The organism is Devosia sp. 919, assembly GCF_013185965.1.
Taxonomy (GTDB): Bacteria; Pseudomonadota; Alphaproteobacteria; order Rhizobiales; family Devosiaceae; genus Devosia.
Genome location: NZ_JABAOL010000001.1, coordinates 2527489 through 2551709, shown reverse-complemented (window position 1 = coordinate 2551709; position 24221 = coordinate 2527489). Strand labels below are relative to the sequence as shown.

Sequence of the window (24221 nt, the reverse complement as noted above, 5' to 3'; positions counted from 1 at the left end):
AGCTAGCGAGTTAGCTGCCTTTCCGGGCAGCGAGCTAAAATCGCTGCCGGGGCTATTGGTCGGCGCGTGCCCCGTAAGCTTAAGGATTTATTGCCGAGGTCCGCACCCGTCCTTTGAGCGGGGCACTCCCGTCGGGATAGTTATGGGTCGCCGTGGAACTCTGCGGTGGACGTGGCAAGCCGCACCTTGTTCGAGATGTGGATGGGAAACGATGGGGAGGTCGCGTCAAACGAGCCGTGGCGGGGCGCGGGGCCGCGGTCCGGCAGGGCCGGGACTGCGCTAAAGCTGGAAGTTCACGTTCTGGTCGAAGGCGTAGCGGCACTTGTTGAGCACGACGCCGAGCATGCGGGTTTGGGCGCGCAACTCCCGCTCGCATACATCAATGTCATCGACGGTACTGTGGTCGGCGCCAACCACCAGCAGTGCGGCTTCCACTTGGGGCAAGAGCCCCAGGCAGTCATCGCTTTCCAGCATGGAAGGCAGGTTAAAGATGAGCATGTCGGCGCCCAGTCCCTGGCGCAAGCGTTCGAGCATTTGGGCTGCACCGGGGCCGTGCAGCAGTTCGGCTGGGTAACCGGTTGAGTCGGAACTGGCGCCAATTGCCAGATTGTCGCCGACGCGGACCAGGAAGTCTTCGGGCAGGCATTCGCCGCGCAGGAATTCCTCGGTGCTGTAGCGGCTCTTATGGGCAAAGATCTGGGCGATGCCTGGCCGGCGCAGGTCGATATCCACAAGGGCGACGCGGACCTGCTCGTGCTTGGTCAGGCTGATCGCCAGGTTGGCCGCAATGGTCGCCTTGCCGCAGCCAGCATCGGGCGAGGTGATGCCCAGCGTTTTCCAGCCCTGCTCGCGGGCGGCCTTGAGCAGTTTGGTGCGCAAGATGTCAAAGGCGAGAGCAGCCTTGTGCCGGCGCTGGAAGGAAACGATCTTCTGCTTGGTGAGCCAGCGCGGGTCCACTGGCAGGTCGGTCAGTTGCGACCAGGCAAGGGAACCGGCGCCCGTGGGCTTTAGCGGGAAAGTCGTCGCGGCGGCGTGGCGTTCGGCTTCGATGGTCATGGCTGAACTCCCGGCAAGGGTGAGGCAGTCGCGGCCTGGGTCTGGCCAATGATGTTCTTGTGCGGAGAAAGATAGATGCCGGCGACCAGCAGCACCACGGGAATGGTGAGAGTCGCCGCGACGCTCATTGCGAGGCGCCGATGATCAAAAATGCGGCGTTCGATATAGGGAACAGTGATATAGGGGACGATCTGCAAGCGAGATGTGAGCTCGGCTGGACGGCGAATGCGACGGTTGAAGAACTCCGGCACGACCACGGCGACAAGACCGGCCAGCACGCCGACAATGAGGCTGGCGAACAGCAGCATGCGGGTGCCAAATCCTTGGAAGTTACGCGGCGGGACCGCGCTTTCGATCAGGGAAAGCCGTTCGCCCTTTAGCAGCAGTTCGATCTGCTTGCCCGTGGATGCTTCGGCGAGGCGCGCTACAGCCAGGTCGTATTGCGCCTGCAGGTTATGATGATCGCGCAGGAGCGAATTGAGCCGGGTTTCATTGCTCGGGGTGCGGGCGATGGACGCGCTGAGATCGGCGATCTTGCGCTGGACCTGCTCGCGCTCCTGAGCGATGGCGGCGAGCCGGTCGGTGATGTCAGCGATCTGGAACTGGCGCGCGTTGGTGGGGCGGTCGGAGCCGGGTTGAGAGCTGGCTCCGGCAAGATCGCCCTCGATAGCGGCGATACGGCCACGCAGTCCCTTGATGGTCGGGCTGTCTTCGGCAAACAGCGCCTGCTGCTGAACCAGCGATTGGCGCAGCGCCTGGAGGTTCTGCTCTACCGGGGAAGTCGGTAGTACGCCAAGTTCCAGCGGGCGGGATTCGAGGTCTGTGCGCTGCTTGCGCAGCATTGATTCTTCCTGCGCCAAAACCAAAAGGCGTCGCTGCTCAACGGTTTGCTGCTCGCGGCGGAAGTCGAGGCTGTCGGGCAGTGCGTCGATGTGCTCGTTCTTGAAGGCAAGAATCCTGCTGTCCGCTTCGCGCAGGGCTTGATCGAGCCGCGCCGCTTCGCCATCGAAAAAGGTGACGGTGTCGGTGGCGCGACCGGTGCGCAGCTGGATGTCCTTGTCGAGGATCTGGGTCACGAGTGTATTGACGAAGTTCGCGGCGCTATCAGGGTCGCCCGCCTTGAAGGCTATCCGGAATACGGTGGCAACAGCTCCGGTGCCGCTTTCAATATGGGTGGGCGCGATTTCGAGGCGCCGGATCAGATCGTCATAGGTTTCGGCGCGCGACATTGGTGGGCGGCCCTGATAGAGCGCCAGTCGGTCGGCGAGCGCGAGCAGATTGTCGCGCGAAAGCACGTGCTGCTGAATGATCTGGAACTGCTCGGCCGCGCCGGTAGGCACGGTGGACTTGGCGAGTTCTGCCGGGATCTGCGGGGATTCAACAAGAATGCGAGCGGTGGCCTGAAAGACGATGGGGCGCAACACGGTGGCGATCACGCCGGCGCTTGTCGCGATCACCAGGACGATCAGGAAAAGCGGCAAGCGCCGCATAAAGAGGGATAGATAAAATCTGAAGTCGATATTGCTCAGTGCATTCACGTCAATCACCCGACCGGTCTGCAGCGGCGCCTCAGCCAAACTGTCTGGCGTTGAACCTAGAGCGCGACTCATCAGCGGCTCCATCGCCAACACGGGTGAGACCGGGGATATGGTACGCCGCTGGAGCTAAGCCGCTGTAGCTGGTTCTTTTGCCCCTGCCTCGCGATACGATCACGCAATGCTGCTGGAGCGGGGCCCAACCATGTTGAACTTGCACGATTTCTCGCTGGCGATACGGCGCCGGATGCGCCTGGCGGTGCTGCTGGCGGGTGTTTCGCTCGCCTCCACCGCGATGGCGGCGCCGGCGCCACTTGCCCCGCTGACCAAGCTCAGGATCAGTGTGGTGCAGTTTGTTCCGGCAACGGGCGACTACAAGCGCTGGGACGCAGTGAGCGGAGAGTTCGTGATCGAGCCCGATGGGTCGCTAGCGGTTCCGACGCTGGGCTCCATGGATGTCTCGGGCCTGAGCGCGGAGGATCTTGGCACGCGCATCGGCGAGTTGCTGCAGACCAAGCTGGGGCTGCTCGATGCGCCCAATGCGTCGGTGCAGGTGCTTGAATATCCGCCGGTTTATGTGGTGGGCAATGTCGAAGCGCCTGGCGCATACAGCTATCGTCCCGGGATGACGGTGATCCAGGCCATGGCGTTGGCAGGGGGCGAGCAGCGGATCGAGGGCGCCTCGGGTTTGTCCGAAACCATCAAGCTGCAGTGGGACCTTGAGGGTTATAGCCGCGATATCCTGCGCACCACGACGAGGTTGGCGCGGCTCAAGGCCGAATTTGCCCGCGAGCCTGAGATCACCTTCGACCCCACGCTCAACTCTGCCGATCCGGTGGTGGCCGAAATTATGGAGCAGGAGCGGCGCATCTTTGACGCTCACACCAACGAGTTGTTGCGCCAGCAGGTGGGGCTGGAGCAGTTGGCCGTACTCTACAAAGCCGAGATCGATGCGCTGGAGCAAAAGTCGGGCGCAATCGATCAGCAGATCGAGCGGGCGCAACAGCAGGTGGATTCGCTCAAGACGCTGCTGGCCGCAGGTGCTTCCACGGTGGCGCGGCTGACCGATGCGGAGCGTATCCTTGATGATCTGCGCTCGGACAAGCTCGACAATGTCATTGCCACGATGTCGGCGCGGGAAAATCTCAACCGATCCGAGCGGGACTTGGCCAAGCTGCAGGACGAGCAGCAATCCTATGCTGCGGCGCAATTGCAAGAACAGCAGGCGACGCTGGAAAAGCTGATGCTCAACCAAACAGCAACGATGCGCATGCTGCGCCAATCGATGGATTTCGACGCCAACGCCACGCTGGCCCAGACGGCGAAAACGGGGATCAGCTATTCCATATTGCGCCAGGAAGGGGAGCAAACAGTGTCGCTGGACGCCAGTGAAGCCAGCGTGTTGGTGCCGGGAGACCTGGTGCGGGTAGCGCTGGAGGTGCAACTACCGGGACGATCACCAGCGCAGACGCCCGGCGGCACGGCGGCCCCGGTGGACCTCGCCATCATTCCCTAGGAAAGGCGGCAGCCTAGCAACCGGTGCCGCGGAACACGACTTCAACCGTGCGCCAAAGGATGCGGAAATCAGTGCCGATTGAGGCTATTTGCCCGTAGCGCGTGTCGTAATCGGCCCGGGCGGCAAAGGAGCAGTCATTGCGCTCGCTGATCTGCCAAAGGCCGGTCAGTCCCGGCAGCATGTCGAAATAAGCGGTGCCGTGGTAAAGTGGGCGTTGGGAGGGCAGCATGGGACGCGGGCCGACAAGGCTCATTTCCCCGATCAGCACATTCCAGAGCTGGGGCAGTTCATCGAGCGAATAGCGGCGGAGGAAGCCGCCAATGGGTGTCAGCCGCGGATCGCGGCGCAGTTTTTGCGTTGCGGCCCATTCGGCGCGTGCTGCTGGATCACCCTCGAGATGCCGGGCCAGCGCGGCATCGGCATCCACCACCATGGTGCGAAGCTTAACCAGCCGAAACACGCGCCCGTAACGCCCCAGGCGCGGCTGGCGATAAAATGAAGGCCCTCCATCAAGGCGCACCAGCAGGGCAAGCATCGCGATGAGCGGCAGGAACAGTGGCCCGAACACCAGTACCAACACCAGATCGCTTAGGCGCTTGGTTGGTTGATAGAAGCGGCGGGCGAGGGCGAGCCGGCGCTTGCTGGGGGCGACACCGGCACCGGGCTTGGCCGGCTTGCCGACGAAACTGTCAAACATCATAGGCCTCGCTTGTTGCATGGCAGGCGCCAGATGCCGATGTTGGCGAGTGGCGGCAGCCGGGGCAGTTGTTGCCGCCAAAGCTCATGCGGATGCAGTTCCTGCGTGCTGGGACGTTAGGACCTCCCACACGGGGGCAAAACTCGCCGAGGGGATTAAGCTGTCGCAGAGAGGAACCCCAACAAGCTCCGAGCGCCTTAGGTGAAGTCGGCTTCGTATCAATAATTGCGAGGGTTTCCGTAGGTTTAAGTACCCTCAAGGAGTTACGGGTGCGGCTCGGCCTAGGCCATTTCCGCCTGCCGCTGGCGCCCGACCTATCTAATTGATTGCCGTGCCATACCGTGGAGGGAGCAAGCGTGCTTGCCGCTCCGCCCACTAGGTTGATGTGATTATGCCGATCGTGGCAGCCGCGCCCTAGCGTCTTTCCGCGCCCGACCGGGGCGTGGACGAGGACAAGATCATGCCCAAGATACTGGTGGCCTATGGAACCCGACCCGAGGCGATAAAGATGGCGCCGCTGGTGGCGGCGCTGGCGGAGTCGGGGCTGGTCGAGCCGGTGGTTGCGGTAACGGGGCAGCATCGGCAGATGCTCGACCAGGTCAATGCCTTGTTCGGCATCGTCCCCAAGCATGATCTCAACATCATCACGGAGCGCCAGTTGCTGACGGGAATCACCTGCCGAGCCCTGGAAGGGGTTTCTGCCATTATTGCCGAGGAGCAACCGGACGCAGTGCTGGTGCAGGGAGATACCACCACCTGCTTTGCCGCTGCGCTTGCGGCATTCTACCAGCGGGTGCCGGTGATCCATCTGGAGGCGGGCCTGCGGACGCACAACAACTATAATCCGTTCCCTGAGGAGGTGAACCGGACCATGGTGTCCCGGATCGCCGAGCTGCATCTGGCACCCACGGCGACATCGCGGCAGAACCTCGTAGCAGAGGCGATTTCGCCAAGCGCGGTTGCCGTGACGGGCAATACGGTGATCGATGCGCTGCTGGAAGTGGCGGCGCTCCAGCTGCCGCCGGCAAATCCGGACCTGCTCAAGCTACAAGGGCGCCGCACCGTGCTGATCACCGCCCATCGGCGCGAGTCCTGGGGGGAACCGATGGCGCAGGCAGCGCGGGCCATGGCGCGCCTCGCGCAGGCGTTCCCCGACATCCAGCTGTTGCTGCCGGTGCATTTGAACCCGGCTGTGCGCGAGATTCTGCTGCCGCACCTGCAGCATCTGGAGAACGTGCTCATCACCGAGCCGCTAGGCTATAGCGACTTCGTGGGCGCGATGCAGGCCTCGGACATTGTGTTGACCGATAGCGGGGGCGTGCAGGAGGAGGCGCCCAGCCTTGGCAAGCCGGTGCTGGTGATGCGGGCAACCACCGAGCGACCGGAAGCTGTGCTGGCAGGAACGGTCAAGCTGGTTGGCACCAATGAGAACCGCATCTTTGACGAGGTGAGCCGGTTGCTCACCGACCGGGCCGCCTATGATGCGATGGCAAAGGCCGTCAACCCTTACGGCGACGGCCATGCCTCAGATCGTTGCGTGAAGGCCATTGCGCATTATTTCGGCCTCGTGGCTGAACGCCCGGTCGATTTCGCTCCCAGTCTCGATCCCGCTCAGGCCCAGGCACCGCGCGTGTCGTAAACCACCTTGCCGTTGTGCCGGTTGTGACGTAGCGCCTTGAAGGCATCGTGCTCGACGAGGAGCACGATGATATCGGCCTCGTCCACCGCCTGCCCGGCGGGCACCAGCCGCAGATTGGCATTGCTGTGCAGTTTGGGTGGGAGATCGCTGACATAGGGATCGGCCACCATGATCTCGACCTCCGGCAGGGCATTGGCGATCAAGCCCACCACATCGATGGCCGGGCTTTCCCTGACGTCATCCACGTTGGCCTTGAAGGTGAGCCCAAGGCAGGCAATGGAGGGCGTGCGGAAGCGCTGGGCCTTGGCGATGACCTGATTGGCGACATGGTGGGGCTTGTGGTCATTCACTTCGCGCGCCGTGCGGATAAGTCTGGCGGTATCCGGTGCAGCCGCGACGATGAACCAGGGATCAACCGGGATGCAGTGGCCGCCAACACCGGGGCCAGGTGACAGGACATTGACCCGGGGATGCTGGTTGGCGAGGCGAATGACTTCCCACACATCGAGCCGCAGGTGCTCGGTGATCAGGGAGAGCTCATTGGCAAAGGCGATGTTGACGTCGCGGTAGGCGTTTTCCACCAGCTTGGCCATTTCAGCACTGGCGGCGTCGGTGAGGAGGATCTCACCTTGGGAAAAGACCCGGTAGATGCTGGCTGCCTTGATGGCACAAGTGGTGGTTAGTCCGCCAACAACGCGATTATTGGTGATCATCTCGATCATGATGCGGCCCGGCAGCACCCGCTCGGGGCAGTGGGCGACGTAAACATCGGCGCTGCCCCCGACAACATGGGGCATCTTGAGATCGGGCCGGACCGCACCGATCCAACGGCTGACCTTTTCGGTGGTGCCGGGCGGGCTGGTGGATTCGAGCACCACAATATTGCCGGGGCGCAGCTTGAGCGCGACCTGCTCGGCCGCCGCCTGGACATAGGAAAGATCGGCGGTGTGATCGGGGTTGAATGGGGTGGGCACGGCGATGATGAAGGCATCCGCCTCAGGGATCTCGCGCGACATGGACAGGCGCCCCATCGCCACCGCACCGCTGACGGCTACCGCCAGGTCGGGCTCGATAAAGGGGGTTTCACCGCGCGAAATCGCTTCCACAATGCGCGGATTGACGTCCACGCCGATGACCTGGATGCCCCGGGTGGCGAGAACGGTAGCGGTGGGCAGGCCGATATAGCCCATCCCGATTACGGCCAGCGTGCCGCTGAAGACTTCGTTCAACATGAGTTCGATCCTGTGAGCCGCAGACATCAAGCCGGGGTGCGCGGCGGCGGCGCAGCTGGCGGTGTGGGGGAAAGGGCGCCGGCCGGGCGCAAAGCTTCGCGCAGGGTCAGGGCGACAAAGGCGGTGTTGGTGACGAGATAGCGCTTCCACATGCGGCCGGGCTCCTGGAGCAGGCGGTAGGCCCATTCGAGGCCGAGCCGCTGCCAGCTGCGCGGAGCGCGCTTGGTGAGGCCGGCCATTACGTCGAAAGAACCGCCGACCCCGTGCAGGATCGGCACGCCTAGCTCGTGCCGGAAGCGCTTGAGGAAGATTTCCTTGCGCGGCGAGGCCATGCCCAAAAACAGCATATCGGCTCCCGAGGCGCTGATCTGGGCTGCTACATCCTCGACCTGCGCCTCGGCGTAATAGCCATGCTGGCTTCCAGCGATCCGCAATCCTGGCCAACGCGTGGCGATCTGGCGCATGAGGGCGGCGAGTACCTCCGGCTTGGCGCCTAGCAGGTAAACGCTGCGGCCTTCACGGTGGGCCATGTCCAGCAATTGTTCAAAGAGATCGATGCCGGCGACGCGCTCGGGCAGGGGCCGGCGCAGCAGCTTGCTGGCCCAGACGACGGACTGGCCATCGGCCAGCACCATGTCGCAATCGAGCACGGCTTCCTGGAGCTGCGGGTCGCGCCGCATGTTGACGATCTTGGCGGCATTGACGACGCCGATCAGCAGGGGCTTGCGGGTGAGCATCGCTTCGCGGCAACGATCCACCGCCTGCTCCATGCACACGGCATCAAGCTGCACGCCAAACAGCAGGCGTCGATCCGGGACGGCTCCCCCCTGTGAGGGGTCATCTGGCCGCCCCTGGGGTGAATGAACTCCCTGGTGCATGGAGGCTCCTCCGGCAGATTTCTTCTGCTGCAGGGAGCCTAGGTGCGTCGCTGACGGGGTCGCAATAAGCCCATTTTGCGGGAGTTTAAGCTAGTGGGCTTAGGCGGGGAGCGGCCGGACTGAGGGCGGAGGTAGCCGAGCTTGTCGATAGTTCGTTCTCGCTAGCTTTTGAGGGCTCGGGCAGACCGCGCAGTGCAGCGATAACCATAGTTGCTAAGCGTGAGGGCCGACGAGGTTGACGCCGGCCCTCACGGGGTGATGCATGGACTAGAACAGGAAGTCGTTTGCGGTCAGCTGGACGGTGCCGCTGAGTTCGATTTCGAAATCATGCCGTCCATCTCCGTTTACATCGCCCTGGACAACGGTGCGGTTCTGCCCCGGCTCGGTGTGCCAGGCGATTTCCCCGCGTGTGCCGGTGAAGCTGGCGCCATTCCGGGCCAGAAAGGAGAAGCTCTGGATGCCATCGACATTGGGGTCAGCGTCCAGGCTGGACAGGTCGATCGTGTCCCGACCGGCCTCGAAGTCGGTGATGACGTCACGCGAGCCGACATAGGAGCCCGTCTCCGCCGCGGTTCGGAAGACGAAGGTGTCATCTCCTCCGCCCCCAGTCATGGTATCCCAGCCCCAGCCACCGATGATGGTGTCGGCACCACCCCGAGCATCTATCGTGTCATTGCCGCCGCGCCCGTCGATAGAATTGGCGCCGTCGTCGCCAACCAGATTATCGCTGCGCGAGGTGCCGGAAATAACAGTGGCGGGTGGCACTTCAGGAGCGGGGGAAGGGGTGGTCCCGCTGGCCAGCCCGGCAATATCGCTGGCGCTAAGCTTGACGATGCCGCTGAGCTGGATTTCGAAGTCATGAATACGGTCGCCATTGGTGTCGCCCTGGATCACCGTTCGGTTCGCGCCCGCCTCTGTGTGCCAGGCCAATTCACCGGCACGACCGGTGAAGCTGGCATTGTCCTGGGCGAGCCAGGTGAAGCCCTGCTTGCCCGCCAATTGATTATTGGCGTCAAGGGCTGACAGATCGATCTTGTCCTGCCCCGGAGTGAAGTCGGTGATGACGTCGCGGCTAAAGGCACTGCGGCCCATCTCGGCGACGTTCTTGAAGACGAAGAGATCATTGCCAGCGCCGCCGGTCAGGGTGTCACGGCCCAGACCACCGATGATGGTGTCGTTGCCACCGGCGCCATTGATGACGTCATTGCCGGCCCTGCCATCCAGCACATTGGCAGCGCCATCCCCCGTGAGGGTGTCGGCGGCATCAGTGCCGGTTCCACCGGGCTGCTGGGGCTGAGGATCAGGATCAGGCTGCGGTTGTGGCTGTGGCTGAGGAGCCGGCTCGTTGGGAGCGCCGCCAGAGTCGGGTAGGGGCCAAAGGTCCCCGATCTCGGTATTGCCGGACACTTGGGGGCGGTTCTCAAAGAAGGCGTAGTAGCCCCATTGACCTTCGCCGAGAACGTTGTTGGTGATCTGCACGCCGCTGATCTGTTCGTCGGTGAACCGGCCATCGGAGTAGATGGTGTAGCCACCGCCGGTCAGGTAGTTGTTGTCGATAAGGATATTGCCGACACCGCCAAAGTAGTTGTCGATCATGATCGCGGAGGTTTGGCCGTGATCATTGATGATCGTGTTGTGGCGGATGATGGTCTGCTCGGCTGAACCGCCGCCACCATTGATCTCGATCCCATCGTAGTGAGCGTCGGGACCGCCCTCCAGATCGTGGATGTAGTTGTGCTCGATCACGCTGGGCGAATAAACGTTGATGCCGTTGTCAACTTGGGAAATGTCGTTGTAGCGGAAGGTCCCCGACCCGGAGATCCCGTTGGTGCCGCCCACAATGTCACAGTGCTCGACGGTTACGTCGTTTCGCTGCGAGATGATGCCGTTGTAGCTGTTGCCGACAATGCGGCAGTCTACGATGGTGACGTTCTTTGCTTCGATGGTCAGAGTGCCGCGAATATCGAGCCCACTGATCACCGCGTTGTCCTCGGTGACGGTGAACCCGCCGACCTGTTTAAGATTCACGCCTGACCGAACGCCGGTGCTGTCCGCGTCAGGGAAGCCTTGCAGCGTCCTTGTGAGATCCAAGGGCATGTACGTCTCCTGAATTACCGCACCCCCGTTTGGATGCGCGGTATTAGGTGACGGCGGAATGGGACCAGTTGGTGTTCCCATCGGGATGATCCGCCATAGTGCTGCCACATGCCAAACGCGCCGGCGTCACGTTTTTCCAGGCAATCCGTTGATCGACATTCCGTTTTCTTGAACTGGCGGTGGTCGAAGAGCTGCCCCATTTGGAGCAATACTCCGCCAGGTTCTTGGCGGGAAAGTATATGGATTCAACCCAGATGATGCAGGTATGCAACATCTTCCGTGAGATTTGATGGTGGAAGGGGCTTGTTGATCCTGATTCGTTCTGTTTCTTGCCGACTACTATCTAAGTACAGGCAAGGATTATGAAAGCTCCAACTCACGTGGTTCGGGAGCTGCCGGGGCAGCATGGAGCTTTCTGACGGCCAAGTCGCCGATCAGGCCACGTGCCAGAGCCGCATTATGGATGGCGATGATGTGGCGAGCTGGCCAGGGACGATGATCGAGAACGGCAGCAGCATCGAACTGGGTGACCTCATAGAGGGCCGCTTCGCGCGGATGGAAGTAGAAGAAGCGGTAACCCCAGCCCGCAAGTTTGGCATATTCTGGCAGCGATGCGAGACCGAGGAGCAGCACCAGAATGTCGGCGCCGCCGCGCCTGAGCAGCGGTTCGGCGCCGGCTAGAACAGCGGTTTCAAAGCCAGCCACGTTGATCTTAAGTAGGGAGAGATGGTCAACGCCGAGGTGCTCGAGCTCTCCCGCGAGGGTGCGCACCTGCACCGTCTCGGTTTGCTCTACGGCCCCCGAATGGCCGGAGCTTTGGGCCAGACGGCTGACCCAGGTGTGGTCAGTGGTTTCGAATACCGCCTCATATTCGGCTTCACCGAGCGCCAGCTGATGGATATGGACGCGGTCGGCAAGGCAATTGCGCTCGATGTTGCGCTGCAGGGTGCGGATATTGGCCCCGCTCGGCTCAAAGGCATGGACGCAAGCAACTGGCAGACAGCCGGCAAATAACGTGAACTGCCCGATAGCGGCGCCGATATCGGCGACGATCCAGTCTGGCCGGGCAATGCGGCGCAGGAATGCGAATTCGGGATCGATCAGGTCACCGAACATGACGAGCGCCGTGGGAACCTGGCTGGGATAAGCGAACTCAATGACAGGGCCGGAGGCGAGCTTGATCTGGGCGTGTTGCGGGCGCTGCAGATGGAGAAGGGCGGAACGCACAGCACCCCGAAGCGTCGCCGTGATCCCTACCGAACGCATGCCCCAGCCAAGCTTGTAGGCGTGCGACCGGGAGCTAGCCAGCATGGATGCAAGACGGTTGTTTACGTTCACTTTGTTCCTCCGCTTGCTCGAGTTTGTTCGGCGCCGGCAGATGCTAGGCGTCCCAGGTGCGAGCATTCAGGAGGACAAGGCGGCCCGCATTAGCCAATCAAGGCTGTCGCGGGAGGAGGGGCTGATCCGAAGGATGTAGTTGAGAGCGTCACGCTGTTCTCTAGTCTGCAGCAAGACGGGGGCTGACCGGGACTTGCTGGTAGGGTTGATGGAACAAGTCGCAATTGCCGGGGCCGGTCGAACCGCAAGTGGGCTTCGGTCCACCGCATCCCAAAATCGGGGCGCGCTCATGAGCGCGAGGGAAGCATCGTCGTTGGCAGATCGCGTCAAGGGTCTGAACCCACTGGTTCCGGTGCTGCTATTCTCCTTGTTCGTGCCCTGGCTGTTCCATGTGGGGGCGCTGGTTATCAGTCCTTACCGGCTCCTGCTGCTGCTGACGGCCATTCCTTGTTTGTGGCTGTGGGCGAGCGGCAGGGCGGGGCCGGTACGTCTCCCCGATTTTGCCGTGCTTGGATATGCGCTTTGGGGCGCGATCAGCCTTGGGGTCAATCATGGTGGTGATGTGGGATTCCAGTCCGGCGGCGTGCAGGGCATGGAAACGGTGGGCAGCTATTTCCTTGCCCGAATCCTGATCCGGACTGCCGAGGAATTTCGCCGCATGTGCGCGGTACTGGTTACCGCCATTCTCCTCCTGCTGCCCTTTGCTTTGATTGAAACGGTGACAGGCCAGAACATCCTGTTGCGGACCTTTTCTTCCGTGATGTCGTCGATCAACGAGTTCAGGATGCCGGGGCGGCTGGGGCTGGAGCGGGTGCAGTCGGTTCTTGATCACCCGATCCTTTTTGGTGTCTGCACCGGAAGCGCGCTGGCCCTCAGCTTTACAGTCTTGGGTTACGAGCGGCCGGTTTGGCGCCGCTGGGGCACCGCCTTCCTTGTGGCGCTCACCTCCTTCACCTCGCTGTCAGCCGGGCCGATGAGTGGGCTCGTTGCGCAAATCTTGTTGCTGTTGTGGGGGTGGGTGTTGCGGCCCTTCAAGGCACGCTGGACGATTTTGCTTGTAATGATCGGCCTTGCGCTCCTCGCCATCGAGCTTTTCGCCAAGCGGCCGCTGCCCAATGTGCTGCTGTCCACCATCGCGCTCGATGGGGAGTCCGCCTATTACCGCGTCCTGATCTGGAATTTCGGCTCGGAATCGGCCCTGAACCATCCCTGGTTCGGCGTCGGCTATGGGATGTGGGACCACCCGTCCTGGATGACGCAGAGCATCGACATGTTCTGGCTCTATCCCGCCATCGTGTTCGGAATCCCCGCCAGCTTGATGATGTTCATGGCTTTCCTGGGCAGCACGATCGGTGTTGGCCGCAAGCGCAATTTGCCGCCCAGGGAGTATTCCTATCGGATGGGATACCTCATCTGCATGGCCGGGTTCTTTGTGGTCGGGTGGACCGTTCACTACTGGAACGCGACCTATGTCTTGTTCATGTTTTTGATGGGCAGCGGGCTGTGGCTGATGGATGTGCCTGAGGGAAGCCGCGTCGAGGCGGTGGCGCCGGCTCGCGAGGGCCGGGCACCGCGTGATCCCCGGCCGGCTCGCCCGTCGATAACAAGAGACGGCCGTCCGGAGCCGCCTCCCCAGCGAGGGGTCGGGAGAGCGTGATGGGTCGTCGCAAATTGTTGCTGGTTGCGCCAACTTGCGATGGCGCGGATGTCGGTGAAGCCTGGGTTGCGTTCCAGTGGGCGTCACGGCTAGCGGAGCGGGCAGAGGTGACGCTGCTGACCTATCACAAGCGCAATGCTCGCCCTGCGGCCGAGCAGTTGCCGGGGCTGCGGGTGATCGAGTGGCCGGAAATGGCGCTGTTCACCCGTGCCGAGCGGCTCAACAGCATGCTCAAGCCGAGTTATGTACCGTTCTATTTTCGCGCGCGCCGCTGGATCAAAACGGCACTGGCACGGGGGGAGCAGTTCGATGTCGCCCATCAGCCAACGCCGGTGGCCATGCGCTATCCGTCGCCAGCGGCGGGGCTGGGCATTCCGCTGGTGATCGGCCCCGTTGGGGGTGCGCTGGCGTCGCCGCCTGGCTTTGCGGAGGAAGAAGGCAGCAATCCCTGGTTCATGCGACTGCGGGGGATGGACCGGTATCGCCTGCAGTTCGATCCGCTGCTGCGCGCCTCTTATGAAAGTGCCGATTGCGTGCTGGGCATTGCACCCTATGTGGGCGAGACGCTGGCGGAGTTGTCGCTGAAACGGCTCGAGTTCATGAGCGAAACGGCCCTTGAGCAGGTGCCCGAACCAATTGTCCGGACGGACAGGGGGCCCACCGTCAAGCTGCTGTTTGTGGGGCGGCTGGTGCGCACCAAAGGCGTGCGCGACATTGTCCGGGCCATGCAGTTGCTGAGTGACGTTGCGGTGACGCTAGACGTGGTGGGCACCGGCCCCGAGCAGTCGATTTGCGAGGCACTGGCGGCGGAGATGGGTGTGTCCAGCCGCATTACCTTTCATGGCTGGAAGGCCAGGGCCGAGCTCGACGCCTTCTACCGCAATGCTGATCTGTTCGTATTTCCAAGCTATCGCGAACCTGGCGGCAATGTGGCGTTGGAAGCCATGTCCTATTCGCTGCCCTTGATCGTGGTGGACCGAGGAGGACCGGGGAACGCGGTCTCGCCCCAATGTGCGATCCGGCTGCAGGCGAGCACGCCCGAGAACCTGGCCCGGGAAGTTGCCGCTGCGATTCGGCAGCTGGCCGGCGATCCCGAGCAGCGCGCGCGGATGGGGCAGGCGTCCTACCACCACGTCAAGGCGACCGGCCTGTGGTCCGCCCGTATGGCGCGGATCGAGGCGATCTATGACGAGATCGAGGCCGGGCAGTTAAGCGTGCGGCTGGCTGGTTCCAGCTAACCAGCCAGGGCGGCACGCAGGGCGGCGCGATGGCCGCGGCCAAGGGGCGTGCGCATGGTGGAGCCCACAATCAGCGCCATCCGGAAGGCCCAAGTGGCCAGCGGACCATGATGGCGGCGGAAGTAGCGGATGCGGTTCGTGGTCATCAGCGCCGAGAGATAGGTGCTCTCATGATAGGCGCCGCCCTTATGGGTGACATGGGCTTGCGCGACATAGGCCGGGGTAAAACCGGCGTCCCGGACGCGGCGGAGATAATCGACCTCTTCGCTGTAAAGAAAGAAGGACTCGTCCCATTCACCGGCGGCGCGGCGCGCCTCCGCCGAGACCAGCAACGCGGCGCCGCTGGCCCATTCGATTTCCCCGCCCTTTTCATAAAGGTCCTTGCTGGCGACGATTTCACCCAAGCCCATGCGGGCGGCAACGGCGGTGCCGACCAAGGCGTCGGACCAGGCCGTGATCACCGAGGGCTCACGCCGCAGCGAAGCGGCGAGGGTGCCGTCGTCGTGGAGCAGCTTGGGCACGGCAACCCCGATCCGCGGATCGACGATACGCTCGAGCAAGAGGCGCATGGTGCCAGGCTGGAGCCTCGTGTCGGGATTGAGGATCAGCAGGTGCGCCTCAGGTCCGGCCAGGGCCGCACCGATATTGATGCCGGCCGCATAGCCGCCATTGCGGCGGGTTGGCACGACAATGGCACCCACAGGATGGGCTTGGGAAATGGCGACGGAGTCATCGTGGGAGTCGTTGTCGATCACAAAGACGTCCAGCCGTGCGACTTCGGTGCGGTGCTGCTGGATCGAGTCGAGCAAGCCGGGCAGGGCATCGGCACTGTTGTAGGCCACTATGATGATGGCCAGCCGCTCGGCCGGTTCAGCGATCGCGTTCAATTCAGTGTCTCCGTAAACGCATGCCCGGTTTCCCACGCCATGGACAGCAAGGGTCGGAACTGGCTGTTATCCTTGTTGATCTCCAACGGTTATTCACCTCAGCAATCAGGGTGAAGCGGCAACATCGATCCGTGCTTCGATGTAGGTGGCGCCGTGGGCTACGCCCAATGGTTTGGGTCAGCTGTCCTTTGGGTAGCCTCCCTTGCGGGGGTGAACTTCTTACTGTCGCCAGCACAGAGCCGCGCGGCCGGTTTGGGTCGTGCCGAAGATCAAGCAGAGCGCATCCATGCCACTCATCTCGGTTATCCTGCCAACCTTCAATCGAGCCCATAGTTTGCCCGGCGCGATGGGTTCGGTGCTGACCCAGTCGTTCCAGGATCTCGAACTCATCGTCGTAGACGACGCCTCTACCCAGGATATCTCGGCGTTGGTGCAGCAGATCGATGACCCACGGGTGCGGCTGGTTCGCCGGCCGGTCAATGGCGGCGCGGCAGCGGCGCGCAATAGCGGGATTGACGAGGCGCGTGGCGCGTTCATCGCCTTTCAGGATAGCGATGATCTGTGGCTGCCCGGCAAACTCGAAGCGCAGCTTGTGCTGTTAGCAGGGCTCGGGGGCGAGTTCGGTGCGGTGACCGGGCCCAAGATCTATTATGGACGGGATGACCGGCTCCGATACGGGCCGGGCCATGTTTCGGTGACGCCCTCGCCCAAGGGCCGATTGCCCGCGGTTGGTGACCAGGTGGGCCGCCTGCTCGATGAGAACCGGCTAAGCGTTCAGTGCGCGCTGTTCCGGGCCGACTGCATGCCGCCAGGCCCTTGGTTCGATGAGCGGGCCCGGGCCAATGAGGATTGGGAATTTGCGGTTCGGCTGGCGCAGCACACCAAGATTTTCGAGCATACCGACGCGGCAGTGCTAGGGTTTGTGTCGGGTGACAGCATCTCGATGAACTCGCGCCGCCAGATGCTGGGAGAGTTGCTGATCGCCAAGAACAACAAGCAACTGCTGCAGCGTTATCCGCGGCAAAAGGCTGCCATCATGCGTAACGCGGCCCGCGTCCTGCTCAAGACCGGCAAGCCCAGAATGGCGCGGCGGCTGTTGCTGGCCAGCATTGCTCATTATCCGCCCAGCACGATGACGGTTCTTGAAAGCTTGAGCCGGAAACTCCGCGGCGGGGTTACGCTGGCGGGCCAGCGCCTTGGCTTGGTGCAGTCGGGTTAGTCGGCAAGTCGAAGGTCGCCGAAGCCTGTCCCCGGAACTGGAGGGAGGTTAGCAGCTGCTGGCGGTGCCGGGACTTGGCCCAGCTGAGCCGTGCCCGCCATTGATAGGGAAGAAGCCGATGCGCGACGAACAGCGCGGTTGTGCGCGTCATGTCGGCCGCAAATTGCCCAAAGCTCGGCTGTGCGACGACGCAATCGGCCATGAGTTGGTGCAGATCGCTCGCGACCTGGGCCAGGCTGAAATTGCGGGTGACAAAGGCTCGGCCGAACGCGCCCAGTTCGGCAAGACGTTCGGGGGCGGCCGCAAGCTCGGCGATATGCCGGGTTAGTTGCGCGCGGCCGGACTGGCCGTCGCCAAGGCCATAGATGCCCATCTGGAGGAAACTGGGTGCCGTTTCGGGCGTGAAAGCGCCGGAGAACCCCTGTTCGCCCACTACGATAACCGGCTTGGCGAAAGCCATGCCCCGCAAAGCGGATCCGCCCATGCCGATGACGATGTCAGCCGCAGCATAGGCGGGACGGGGATCGAGCATCGGGCCGATCACATGCACGGCGGTGCGGCCGAGTTCGCGATTGACCTCTTCGGATAACGCTTCGATCTCGGGGCGGGCGGTGCCGTCACCAACGATCACGAAGTGCAGGGGCAGATCGTGACCTAGAGTGCGGACGGCCTCGATCGTGTCCCGCAAGCTTTCGGCTTTCATCCAGTGCACAAGACGGCTGACGGTGACGAGAACAATGTCGCGCTCCGAGAAGGAGTGGCGATCGCGAAAGTCCTGGCCTTGCGCGGGGTCGGGCTGGTTGAAGTCGGTATCCACCGGCGGCAAGAGCGGGCTTGCCCGGCGGCCGGAGCGCACCGCCTGGGCCACGAGGTCGGGCGTCCCGAAAGTAGTCCGGATGTGCCGGGGGAACTCGTTGTTCACCACCATGGCCATGGAGGTGACCACCATAGGCACCCGCGTCCAAAGGTGGACGGCAAACATCGCTTCCAGGTATTGCGGTGCATCCCAGACATGGATGAGGTCGGGGCGCTCGGCTTGGGCTAGCCGATATAACGCTCGCATCCGGCTAGGGGAATAGCCGGCGCCGGTCGGGGCGGGGATATAACGAAGCCCTTTGTCCTCGACGAGCGCGACCATGGGACCGGGCACGGCGAAAAGCACGACATCGTGGCCATGCGCATCGCGCATCTGGGCGGCTAACTCGATGGCGTTAACCTGGGTGCCGCCGACCTCGAGCTTGTGCGCAAAGACCAGAATCTTCAAGGCGGTGCTCCTGCTAACGGCCCCTCAAGCGGAGCTCGGTCGAACAGCCGATGCTAGGAATAGTGCGCGTGGCGTTGCAATCACCGGAACGGGCTAGGAGTAGTGGCGCCGCTCCGAGCGGACCTGCGGGGTGCAACCTGCGTATCTTTCCGGATCAGGCTGCAATGTGAGCTAGGTGCGAGCAATCCTTCGGTTGATTTCGGCCTACGGCGACGCATGCAATTTTCATGGTCTTCAAGCATTTGGCGGGCTGACATGAAATCCTATCGCAGCAACGGCGGCAGCCAGTCGACGGCCCGTTACCAGGGTGCGTCGGGCGGCAGCGCAATGTTCGGCAGCCCGGTTTCCCGATTCAAGGCAGGCGAACGCGCAAGCACCAGCTACCGGGCGGGCAATGCCGCGAGCTCCGTCGGAACTGCCGCGTCCGGCGCGATGCAGCATCGACCGAACAGACTTCAAAACCTCGGTGCAAATAGCGATAAGGAAATGTATTTTTCCCAAACGGGAAAGCCCATTCTGCTGCGAAGTGCCGAGGTGTCCCCGTCCAACTTAGCTCCGTCCGCCCGGGACAGTTCCGCGAGTAAGCCAACACCTATGTTGCCGCCGGCAGCAGTGGCCATGGCTGCAGCCGGCTCGGTGGAACTGCCGACGAGCAGCGCGCCCGATCTTGCCCAGGCAACTGCAGCCAGTGCCAGCTTGGGCCGGGAAGACAAGTCGAGCGCAGCGACACCTGCAGCCCTCAAGGTCAGCGCCGAAACGGCGACTGTTGCAGCGACTCCCACATTGACGCCGGCGGGAGCGGCCAGCCCCGACTGGCGCGGCAGCTGGCTGAACGCTGCTGCCACGACCCCCTGCGGATCCTGTACCGGACGGGCCTGCACCATGTGTTCGGTGCGCACCGGTGGGCCGACGGCCAGCAGTGGGCTGCCGACCGGCTATTCGCCCAATACGCTGATCCTGCTTGAGCCATCCGATGAGATTGCCGCCCCTACGCCGCCGCGGGGATCGCCCGGAATTGGGTTGGATCCGTCGGCCGCTCCTTCCGATCTCCCTGGCGCGCCCCCGCCCAACGCCATTGTGCTGGAAAACCTGGAAGAGGGTACGCCCGAGAGCGAGTGGATGATTGGCAAGGCCGATGCCTCGATCGAGGGTTTTGCGGCGCAGTTCACCAGCAATCATGGTGAAACCGTCGACTTCAAGATCAACACCGATTCGACTGACTATCGCATCGATATCTACCGGCTGGGCTATTATGGCGGGGCGGGTGCCCGGCTGATGGACAGCATCGACCGGGACTTGGCCGCCCCGGTGATGCAGCCGATCCCCTACAAGGATGAGGAAACCAAGCTGGTTGATGCGGGCAACTGGTCAGTATCAGCCTCGTGGGAAATCCCGGACGACGCCGTTTCAGGCGTGTATTTCGCCAAGCTGACGCGGTTTGACGGCTCAGGCGGGGAAAACATGATCCCCTTCATCGTGCGCGATGATGATGCTCCGAGCGACATAACCTTCCAGACTTCAGACACGACCTGGCAGGCCTACAACTGGTGGGGCGGTTACAACCTTTATGGCGGCATTGAAGCCGGCGGCCGGGCGGGTCGTGCGAGTGCGGTCAGCTATAACCGGCCGATTATTTCACGCGATGGTGGTTTCTCGTCCGGCCCGCAGAACTATGTGTTTGGCGCGGAATATGCCGCGATCCGCTTTCTCGAGCAGAACGGCTATGACGTCGATTACATTACTGGGATCGACACCGCCTCGGACGCAGCCCAACTGCTTAATGGCGAGATCTTCCTCACCGTCGGCCACGACGAATATTGGTCGAGCGAGCAGCGGGCCAATGTCGAGGCGGCACGCGATGCGGGCGTCAATCTGTCGTTCTGGAGCGGCAATGACGTTTATTGGGAGACCCGCTGGGAAAACAGCATCGATGGCACCAATACGCCATACAAGACGCTGGTCTCCTATAAAGAGCGCTGGGACAACGCTAATACGGACGCAGAGGGCACCACGTCCACCTGGCGCGACCCGGTGCTTGGCTCCGGCAAGCCCGAGAACGCGCTAACGGGCACGATCTTCACCGTCGATTCCTATCGGCTGGACGCCATCGACATACCCTATGACATGTCCAACCTGCGCTTTTGGAGCAATACGGAGGTTGCCGATCTGGAGCCGGGCGAGGTTTATACGCTCACCAAGAACCTGCTCGGTTATGAGTGGAATTCCGATCTCGACAACGGTTTCCGGCCAGCGGGCTTGGTGCCGCTGTCATCCACTACTGTGGACGTCGAAAGCCTGCTGCTGGACTATGGCAGTGCTGTTGGCTCGGGAACGGCGTCCCACAGCCTGACCATGTATCGGGCTCCCAGCGGCGCCTTGGTGTTTAGTGCCGGCACGGTTTACTGGTCCTGGGGCCTGGACAGCCACCACGACAACGAAGCGACCCCGACCGACCCCAATGTGCAACAGGCCATGGTCAACCTGTTCGCCGAGATGGGGGTGCAACCGGCCACCCTGATGGAAAGCCTGGTTGCCGCTTCCGAGAGCGAAGATGATCTGGCGCCCACGACAACGATCACGTCGCCAACGGCAACGGGCCAGCTGACTGCTGCCCAAACAGTGACGATCACCGGCACGGCAAGTGATGCCGGCGGGGGGAGTGTGGCCGTGGTCGAGGTTTCGACCAATGGCGGCACCTCGTGGCACCGGGCCAGCGGCACCACAAACTGGACCTATAGCTGGACGCCCATTTCGGGAGGCAACTATACCATCCGTACGCGCGCGGTGGATGACAGCATCAATCTGGAAACGCCAACTGCCGGGGTGACCGTCAATGTCGACCAGGGTGGCACGGGTCACCTGTTCGGGCCCAATGATCTTCCGGCCAACCCGCTCAACCGCGATCCCAACCCGGTCAATGTCGGCGTGCGCTTCAGCGCCGCCACTTCGGGCAGCATAGTGGGGATCCGCTACTACAAGGGCATGGGCAATGCCGGCGAGCATATCGGCACTTTATGGGGTCCCGGGGACGTTCGGCTGGCCAAGGCTACTTTCACAGCGGAGACAGCGAGCGGCTGGCAAACGGTGATCTTCGACTCGCCCGTTTCCATCACCGCGGGGACCACCTATGTGGCGAGCTTGTCCACCCGCGGGGGCTATGCGGCAACCACCAACTATTTTGCCACGCCCAAAACGCGTGGAGGGCTGACATCAACCAGCGGGGTCTTCAGCTACGGCAACTCAGACGTAGCTCCAGTTACGCAGTCCAACACCAATTACTGGGTAGATGTCGTTTATAGCGGTGTTCCCACGCCCAATGATCCGCCCGCGCCACAGAACGACGACGGCTTCCCGGTGCTCCGGGATCGGCCGATTACGTTTCTCGCCTCGACACTGCTGGCGAACGATGCCGACCCCAACAATGATCCACTCACCATTATCGGGGCTGGGGCGGCCTCAGGCGGTTCGGTGGTCTTCGACGCTAACGCGCAGACCCTGACTTTCACCCCCACGCCAGGCTTTGTCGGTGAAGCCTCGTTTGGCTATTCGGTGTCGGATGGGCGCGGTGGCACCGGTTCGGCGCAGGTCAACATGGTGGTGGTGCCGACACTTTCCACCACCTCGCTGTTTGCGCCAGGGGCGGCCCCGGCCGTTGTGAGCGGAACGGACCAGTCGGAGGTCAATCTGGGCGTCAAGTTCGTGGCTTCCGCGGCCGGGGCAATCACCGGGATCAAGTACTACAAGAGCGCTACCGATACCGGCACGCATACCGGCACGCTCTGGAGCAGCACCGGCAAGCAACTGGCCACGGCAACCTTTGTGAACGAAACGGCCAGTGGCTGGCAGACGGTTCTCTTCAGCAATCCGGTTCAGATCACCGCCGGCACGACCTATGTCGCCAGCTTCCAAAGCAATGGAGGCTACGCCACGACGTCAAATTACTTCACCGCCCCCCAGAGCAACGGCCCGCTTACGGCGCCAGCAGCAGGCAACGGCGTTTTCACATACGGCGCCGACAACCTCATGCCGACCAGTAGCTTTAAGGGAACGAACTACTGGGTGGACGTGCTGTTCGAGTCAGCCGTTCAGCTCAACCGGGACCCTGTCCCGGGCGACGATAGCGGCTTCAACACGGTCGTCAATACGGCGCTAACGATCAATGCCGCGACCCTCCTCGCCAATGACACCGATCCCGACGGTGACCCGCTGACCGTTACGGGCATCAGCGGGTCCAACAATGGCACGGCCGTGTTCAACGTCCAGACCAACACGATCGTCTTCACCCCCACCAGCGGCTTTTCCGGCGCGGCCTCCTTTAGCTACACGGTAGCGGATGGGGAGGGCGGGACGGCCAGCGCAAGTGTGGCCGTGACCGTCACGCCACCCGTCAATCGTGCTCCCGTGGCCGCCAATGACACGGGGATGGTCACGGGGCAGGGGCAGGTGCTCCAGATCGCCGCCCCGACCCTCCTTGCCAATGACAATGACCCAGACGGAGACCCGCTGACCATCACGGGCGTCAGTGGCGCGGTGAACGGTGCCGTGGGCTTTAATGCCCAGACCAATATCGTGACCTTCACACCCAATGCTGGGTATGCCGGGCAGGCGAGTTTCAATTATGCAGTCTCTGACGGCCGGGGCGGAACCGCGTCAGCTTCCGTGGGCGTGGCCGTCACCGAGCCAGTGGTAGGCAGCAACGTCTTTGCCGATAACGTTACGCCGGCAACGGTCAGCGTAAATGAGGCGCGATCAGTGGAATTGGGCATGCGGTTCACCGCTGCATCCAGCGGCTTCATTTCGGGGATGCGCTTCTACAAGGGCCCACAGAATACGGGGACCCATACCGGCACTTTATGGTCCAGCACTGGTGCCGTGATGGGCACTGTCGTCTTTGAAAACGAGACGGCATCTGGGTGGCAATCGGCCAATTTCAGCACGCCCATCGCGATCTCCGCCGGCGCCAGCTACATCGTTTCTTATCGCGCACCGAACGGCCATTACTCGGCCAGCCCCGGTTACTTCAACACTGCTACAACAAGTGGGCTGCTCACTGCGCCGCAGAGCAGTCCGGGGAGTCTCAACGGGCTGTTCTCCTATGAGAACACAAATACCCCGCCCGACCGTAGCCTGAACGCGACCAATTACTGGGTGGACGTGTTTTATCAGCAGGGCGCCAACACTGCGCCGCTTGCAGTCAACGATGCTGGCCTAACCACGCAGCTCAATGCTGCGATGCAGATCACGGCCGCGTCCCTGTTAGCCAATGACAGCGATAGTGATGGCGATGCGCTCACGATCACCGGCGTGAGCGGCGCCAGCAATGGCACGGTGGTATTTGATCCACAGACCAAGCTGGTCACCTTTACACCAGCAGCGGATTACGCCGGTCCGGCAGGGTTCTCCTATACGGTGGCTGACGGGCGTGGCGGGACGGCTTTGGCCCAGGTGGCGGTGACGGTAGCTCCGGCGGCGACGGGGATCTCGCTGTTCCCCGAAACGGCGACGCCCGCAACAGTGACCGTCAATGATCCTAGTCCGGTTCAACTGGGAATGAAGTTCACCAGTTCGGTGGCTGGCGTGGTGAGCGGGATCAAGTTCTACAAGGGGCCCCAAAATACGGGGCTGCACACGGGCGCGCTTTGGACTGCCGACGGCCAGTCAAAGGGCAGCGTGACCTTCCAGAACGAGACCGCCAGCGGCTGGCAGACAGCCTCCTTTGCCACCCCGATCGCCATTGAGGCGAACACCACCTATGTCGTTTCCTACCACACCAATGGCAACTACTCGGCGACGCCATTTGGCCTCGCCTCCCCGGTAACCTCCGGGCCGCTGACTGCACCGTCAAGCGCCTCAAGCGGCGGCAATGGTCTGTTCGCCTATGGCGGGACCAGCGCCTTCCCCAACGGCAGCTACAACGCCACAAACTACCATGTCGATGTGATCTTCAACGCACTGGCCTCTTGAGCCA

General features: G+C 62.5%; 15 protein-coding genes. 6 read left to right on the top strand and 9 right to left on the bottom strand.

Features of this window, described 5'->3' with window-relative positions; translation table 11 throughout:
- Positions 1-279: 279 nt before the first annotated feature.
- A complete protein-coding gene (locus HRQ64_RS12385; RefSeq protein ID WP_172123516.1) occupies positions 280-1056 on the bottom strand; it encodes a CpsD/CapB family tyrosine-protein kinase in 777 nt (258 codons plus the stop codon).
- Entirely contained in the window at positions 1053-2666 is a 1614-nt protein-coding gene (locus HRQ64_RS12380; protein WP_172123515.1) for a Wzz/FepE/Etk N-terminal domain-containing protein, read from the bottom strand. Before HRQ64_RS12380 ends, HRQ64_RS12385 begins: the two co-directional genes overlap by 4 nt.
- Positions 2667-2796: 130 nt before the next feature.
- Here HRQ64_RS12380 and HRQ64_RS12375 point away from each other — a divergent pair, with 130 nt between their 5' ends.
- Positions 2797-4107 (top strand): SLBB domain-containing protein, encoded by a 1311-nt coding sequence (locus tag HRQ64_RS12375; protein ID WP_172123514.1) that lies wholly within the window; start codon positions 2797-2799, stop codon positions 4105-4107.
- A gap of 13 nt (positions 4108-4120) precedes the next feature.
- Here HRQ64_RS12375 and HRQ64_RS12370 read toward each other — a convergent pair whose 3' ends face one another.
- Positions 4121-4807, bottom strand: a complete 687-nt coding sequence (locus HRQ64_RS12370; RefSeq protein WP_248308207.1) for a sugar transferase — start codon at positions 4805-4807, stop codon at positions 4121-4123.
- A 457-nt stretch (positions 4808-5264) separates the two neighbouring features.
- Between HRQ64_RS12370 and wecB the strand changes: the two genes are divergently transcribed.
- Positions 5265-6443 carry a UDP-N-acetylglucosamine 2-epimerase (non-hydrolyzing) gene (gene wecB, locus HRQ64_RS12365; protein WP_172123512.1) on the top strand — a complete coding sequence of 393 codons (1179 nt, stop codon included), beginning with the start codon at positions 5265-5267 and terminating at the stop codon, positions 6441-6443.
- Here wecB and wecC read toward each other — a convergent pair.
- The 4 genes from wecC to HRQ64_RS12345 all read right to left on the bottom strand — a co-directional run bounded on the left by wecC (position 6416) and on the right by HRQ64_RS12345 (position 11988).
- Positions 6416-7675: a UDP-N-acetyl-D-mannosamine dehydrogenase gene (gene wecC / locus HRQ64_RS12360; protein WP_172123511.1), complete on the bottom strand. Its 1260-nt coding sequence runs from the start codon at positions 7673-7675 to the stop codon at positions 6416-6418. The genes wecB and wecC overlap by 28 nt on opposite strands.
- Before the next feature lie 26 nt (positions 7676-7701).
- Entirely contained in the window at positions 7702-8553 is an 852-nt protein-coding gene (locus tag HRQ64_RS12355) for a WecB/TagA/CpsF family glycosyltransferase (protein WP_172123510.1), read from the bottom strand.
- Between the two features lie 267 nt (positions 8554-8820).
- The gene (locus tag HRQ64_RS20380) at positions 8821-10650 is read right to left on the bottom strand and encodes a M10 family metallopeptidase C-terminal domain-containing protein (RefSeq protein ID WP_172123509.1); all 1830 of its coding nucleotides are present in this window, start codon (positions 10648-10650) and stop codon (positions 8821-8823) included.
- A 360-nt stretch (positions 10651-11010) separates the two neighbouring features.
- A complete protein-coding gene (locus HRQ64_RS12345; protein ID WP_172123508.1) occupies positions 11011-11988 on the bottom strand; it encodes an FkbM family methyltransferase in 978 nt (325 codons plus the stop codon).
- A gap of 313 nt (positions 11989-12301) precedes the next feature.
- On the opposite strand from HRQ64_RS12345, the gene HRQ64_RS12340 reads away from it, so the two are divergent.
- The gene (locus HRQ64_RS12340; RefSeq protein ID WP_172123507.1) at positions 12302-13645 is read left to right on the top strand and encodes an O-antigen ligase family protein; all 1344 of its coding nucleotides are present in this window, start codon (positions 12302-12304) and stop codon (positions 13643-13645) included.
- Entirely contained in the window at positions 13645-14883 is a 1239-nt protein-coding gene (locus HRQ64_RS12335; protein ID WP_172123506.1) for a glycosyltransferase family 4 protein, read from the top strand. The genes HRQ64_RS12340 and HRQ64_RS12335 overlap by 1 nt, the downstream gene beginning before the upstream one ends.
- On the opposite strand, the gene HRQ64_RS12330 is transcribed toward HRQ64_RS12335, so the two are convergent.
- Positions 14880-15770, bottom strand: a complete 891-nt coding sequence (locus tag HRQ64_RS12330) for a glycosyltransferase family 2 protein (protein ID WP_172123505.1) — start codon at positions 15768-15770, stop codon at positions 14880-14882. The two genes, HRQ64_RS12335 and HRQ64_RS12330, sit on opposite strands and share 4 nt — an antisense overlap.
- 286 nt (positions 15771-16056) lie before the next feature.
- On the opposite strand from HRQ64_RS12330, the gene HRQ64_RS12325 reads away from it, so the two are divergent.
- Positions 16057-16989: a glycosyltransferase family A protein gene (locus HRQ64_RS12325; protein WP_172123504.1), complete on the top strand. Its 933-nt coding sequence runs from the start codon at positions 16057-16059 to the stop codon at positions 16987-16989.
- Here HRQ64_RS12325 and HRQ64_RS12320 read toward each other — a convergent pair.
- Positions 16946-18253 carry a glycosyltransferase gene (locus HRQ64_RS12320; RefSeq protein WP_172123503.1) on the bottom strand — a complete coding sequence of 436 codons (1308 nt, stop codon included), beginning with the start codon at positions 18251-18253 and terminating at the stop codon, positions 16946-16948. The genes HRQ64_RS12325 and HRQ64_RS12320 overlap by 44 nt on opposite strands.
- A 618-nt stretch (positions 18254-18871) precedes the next feature.
- Between HRQ64_RS12320 and HRQ64_RS12315 the strand changes: the two genes are divergently transcribed.
- The gene (locus HRQ64_RS12315; protein ID WP_172123502.1) at positions 18872-24217 is read left to right on the top strand and encodes a DUF4082 domain-containing protein; all 5346 of its coding nucleotides are present in this window, start codon (positions 18872-18874) and stop codon (positions 24215-24217) included.
- Positions 24218-24221 lie beyond the last annotated feature (4 nt).

Excerpts from the sequence above, each read along its gene's own strand:
- HRQ64_RS12385 (WP_172123516.1), bottom strand. The coding sequence starts at position 1,056 with ATGACCATCGAAGCCGAACGCCACGCCGCCGCGACGACTTTCCCGCTA.
- HRQ64_RS12380 (WP_172123515.1), bottom strand. The coding sequence starts at position 2,666 with ATGAGTCGCGCTCTAGGTTCAACGCCAGACAGTTTGGCTGAGGCGCCG.
- HRQ64_RS12375 (WP_172123514.1), top strand. The coding sequence starts at position 2,797 with ATGTTGAACTTGCACGATTTCTCGCTGGCGATACGGCGCCGGATGCGC.
- HRQ64_RS12370 (WP_248308207.1), bottom strand. The coding sequence starts at position 4,807 with ATGATGTTTGACAGTTTCGTCGGCAAGCCGGCCAAGCCCGGTGCCGGT.
- wecB (WP_172123512.1), top strand. The coding sequence starts at position 5,265 with ATGCCCAAGATACTGGTGGCCTATGGAACCCGACCCGAGGCGATAAAG.
- wecC (WP_172123511.1), bottom strand. The coding sequence starts at position 7,675 with ATGTTGAACGAAGTCTTCAGCGGCACGCTGGCCGTAATCGGGATGGGC.
- HRQ64_RS12355 (WP_172123510.1), bottom strand. The coding sequence starts at position 8,553 with ATGCACCAGGGAGTTCATTCACCCCAGGGGCGGCCAGATGACCCCTCA.
- HRQ64_RS20380 (WP_172123509.1), bottom strand. The coding sequence starts at position 10,650 with ATGCCCTTGGATCTCACAAGGACGCTGCAAGGCTTCCCTGACGCGGAC.
- HRQ64_RS12335 (WP_172123506.1), top strand. The coding sequence starts at position 13,645 with ATGGGTCGTCGCAAATTGTTGCTGGTTGCGCCAACTTGCGATGGCGCG.
- HRQ64_RS12325 (WP_172123504.1), top strand. The coding sequence starts at position 16,057 with ATGCCACTCATCTCGGTTATCCTGCCAACCTTCAATCGAGCCCATAGT.
- HRQ64_RS12315 (WP_172123502.1), top strand. The coding sequence starts at position 18,872 with ATGGCTGCAGCCGGCTCGGTGGAACTGCCGACGAGCAGCGCGCCCGAT.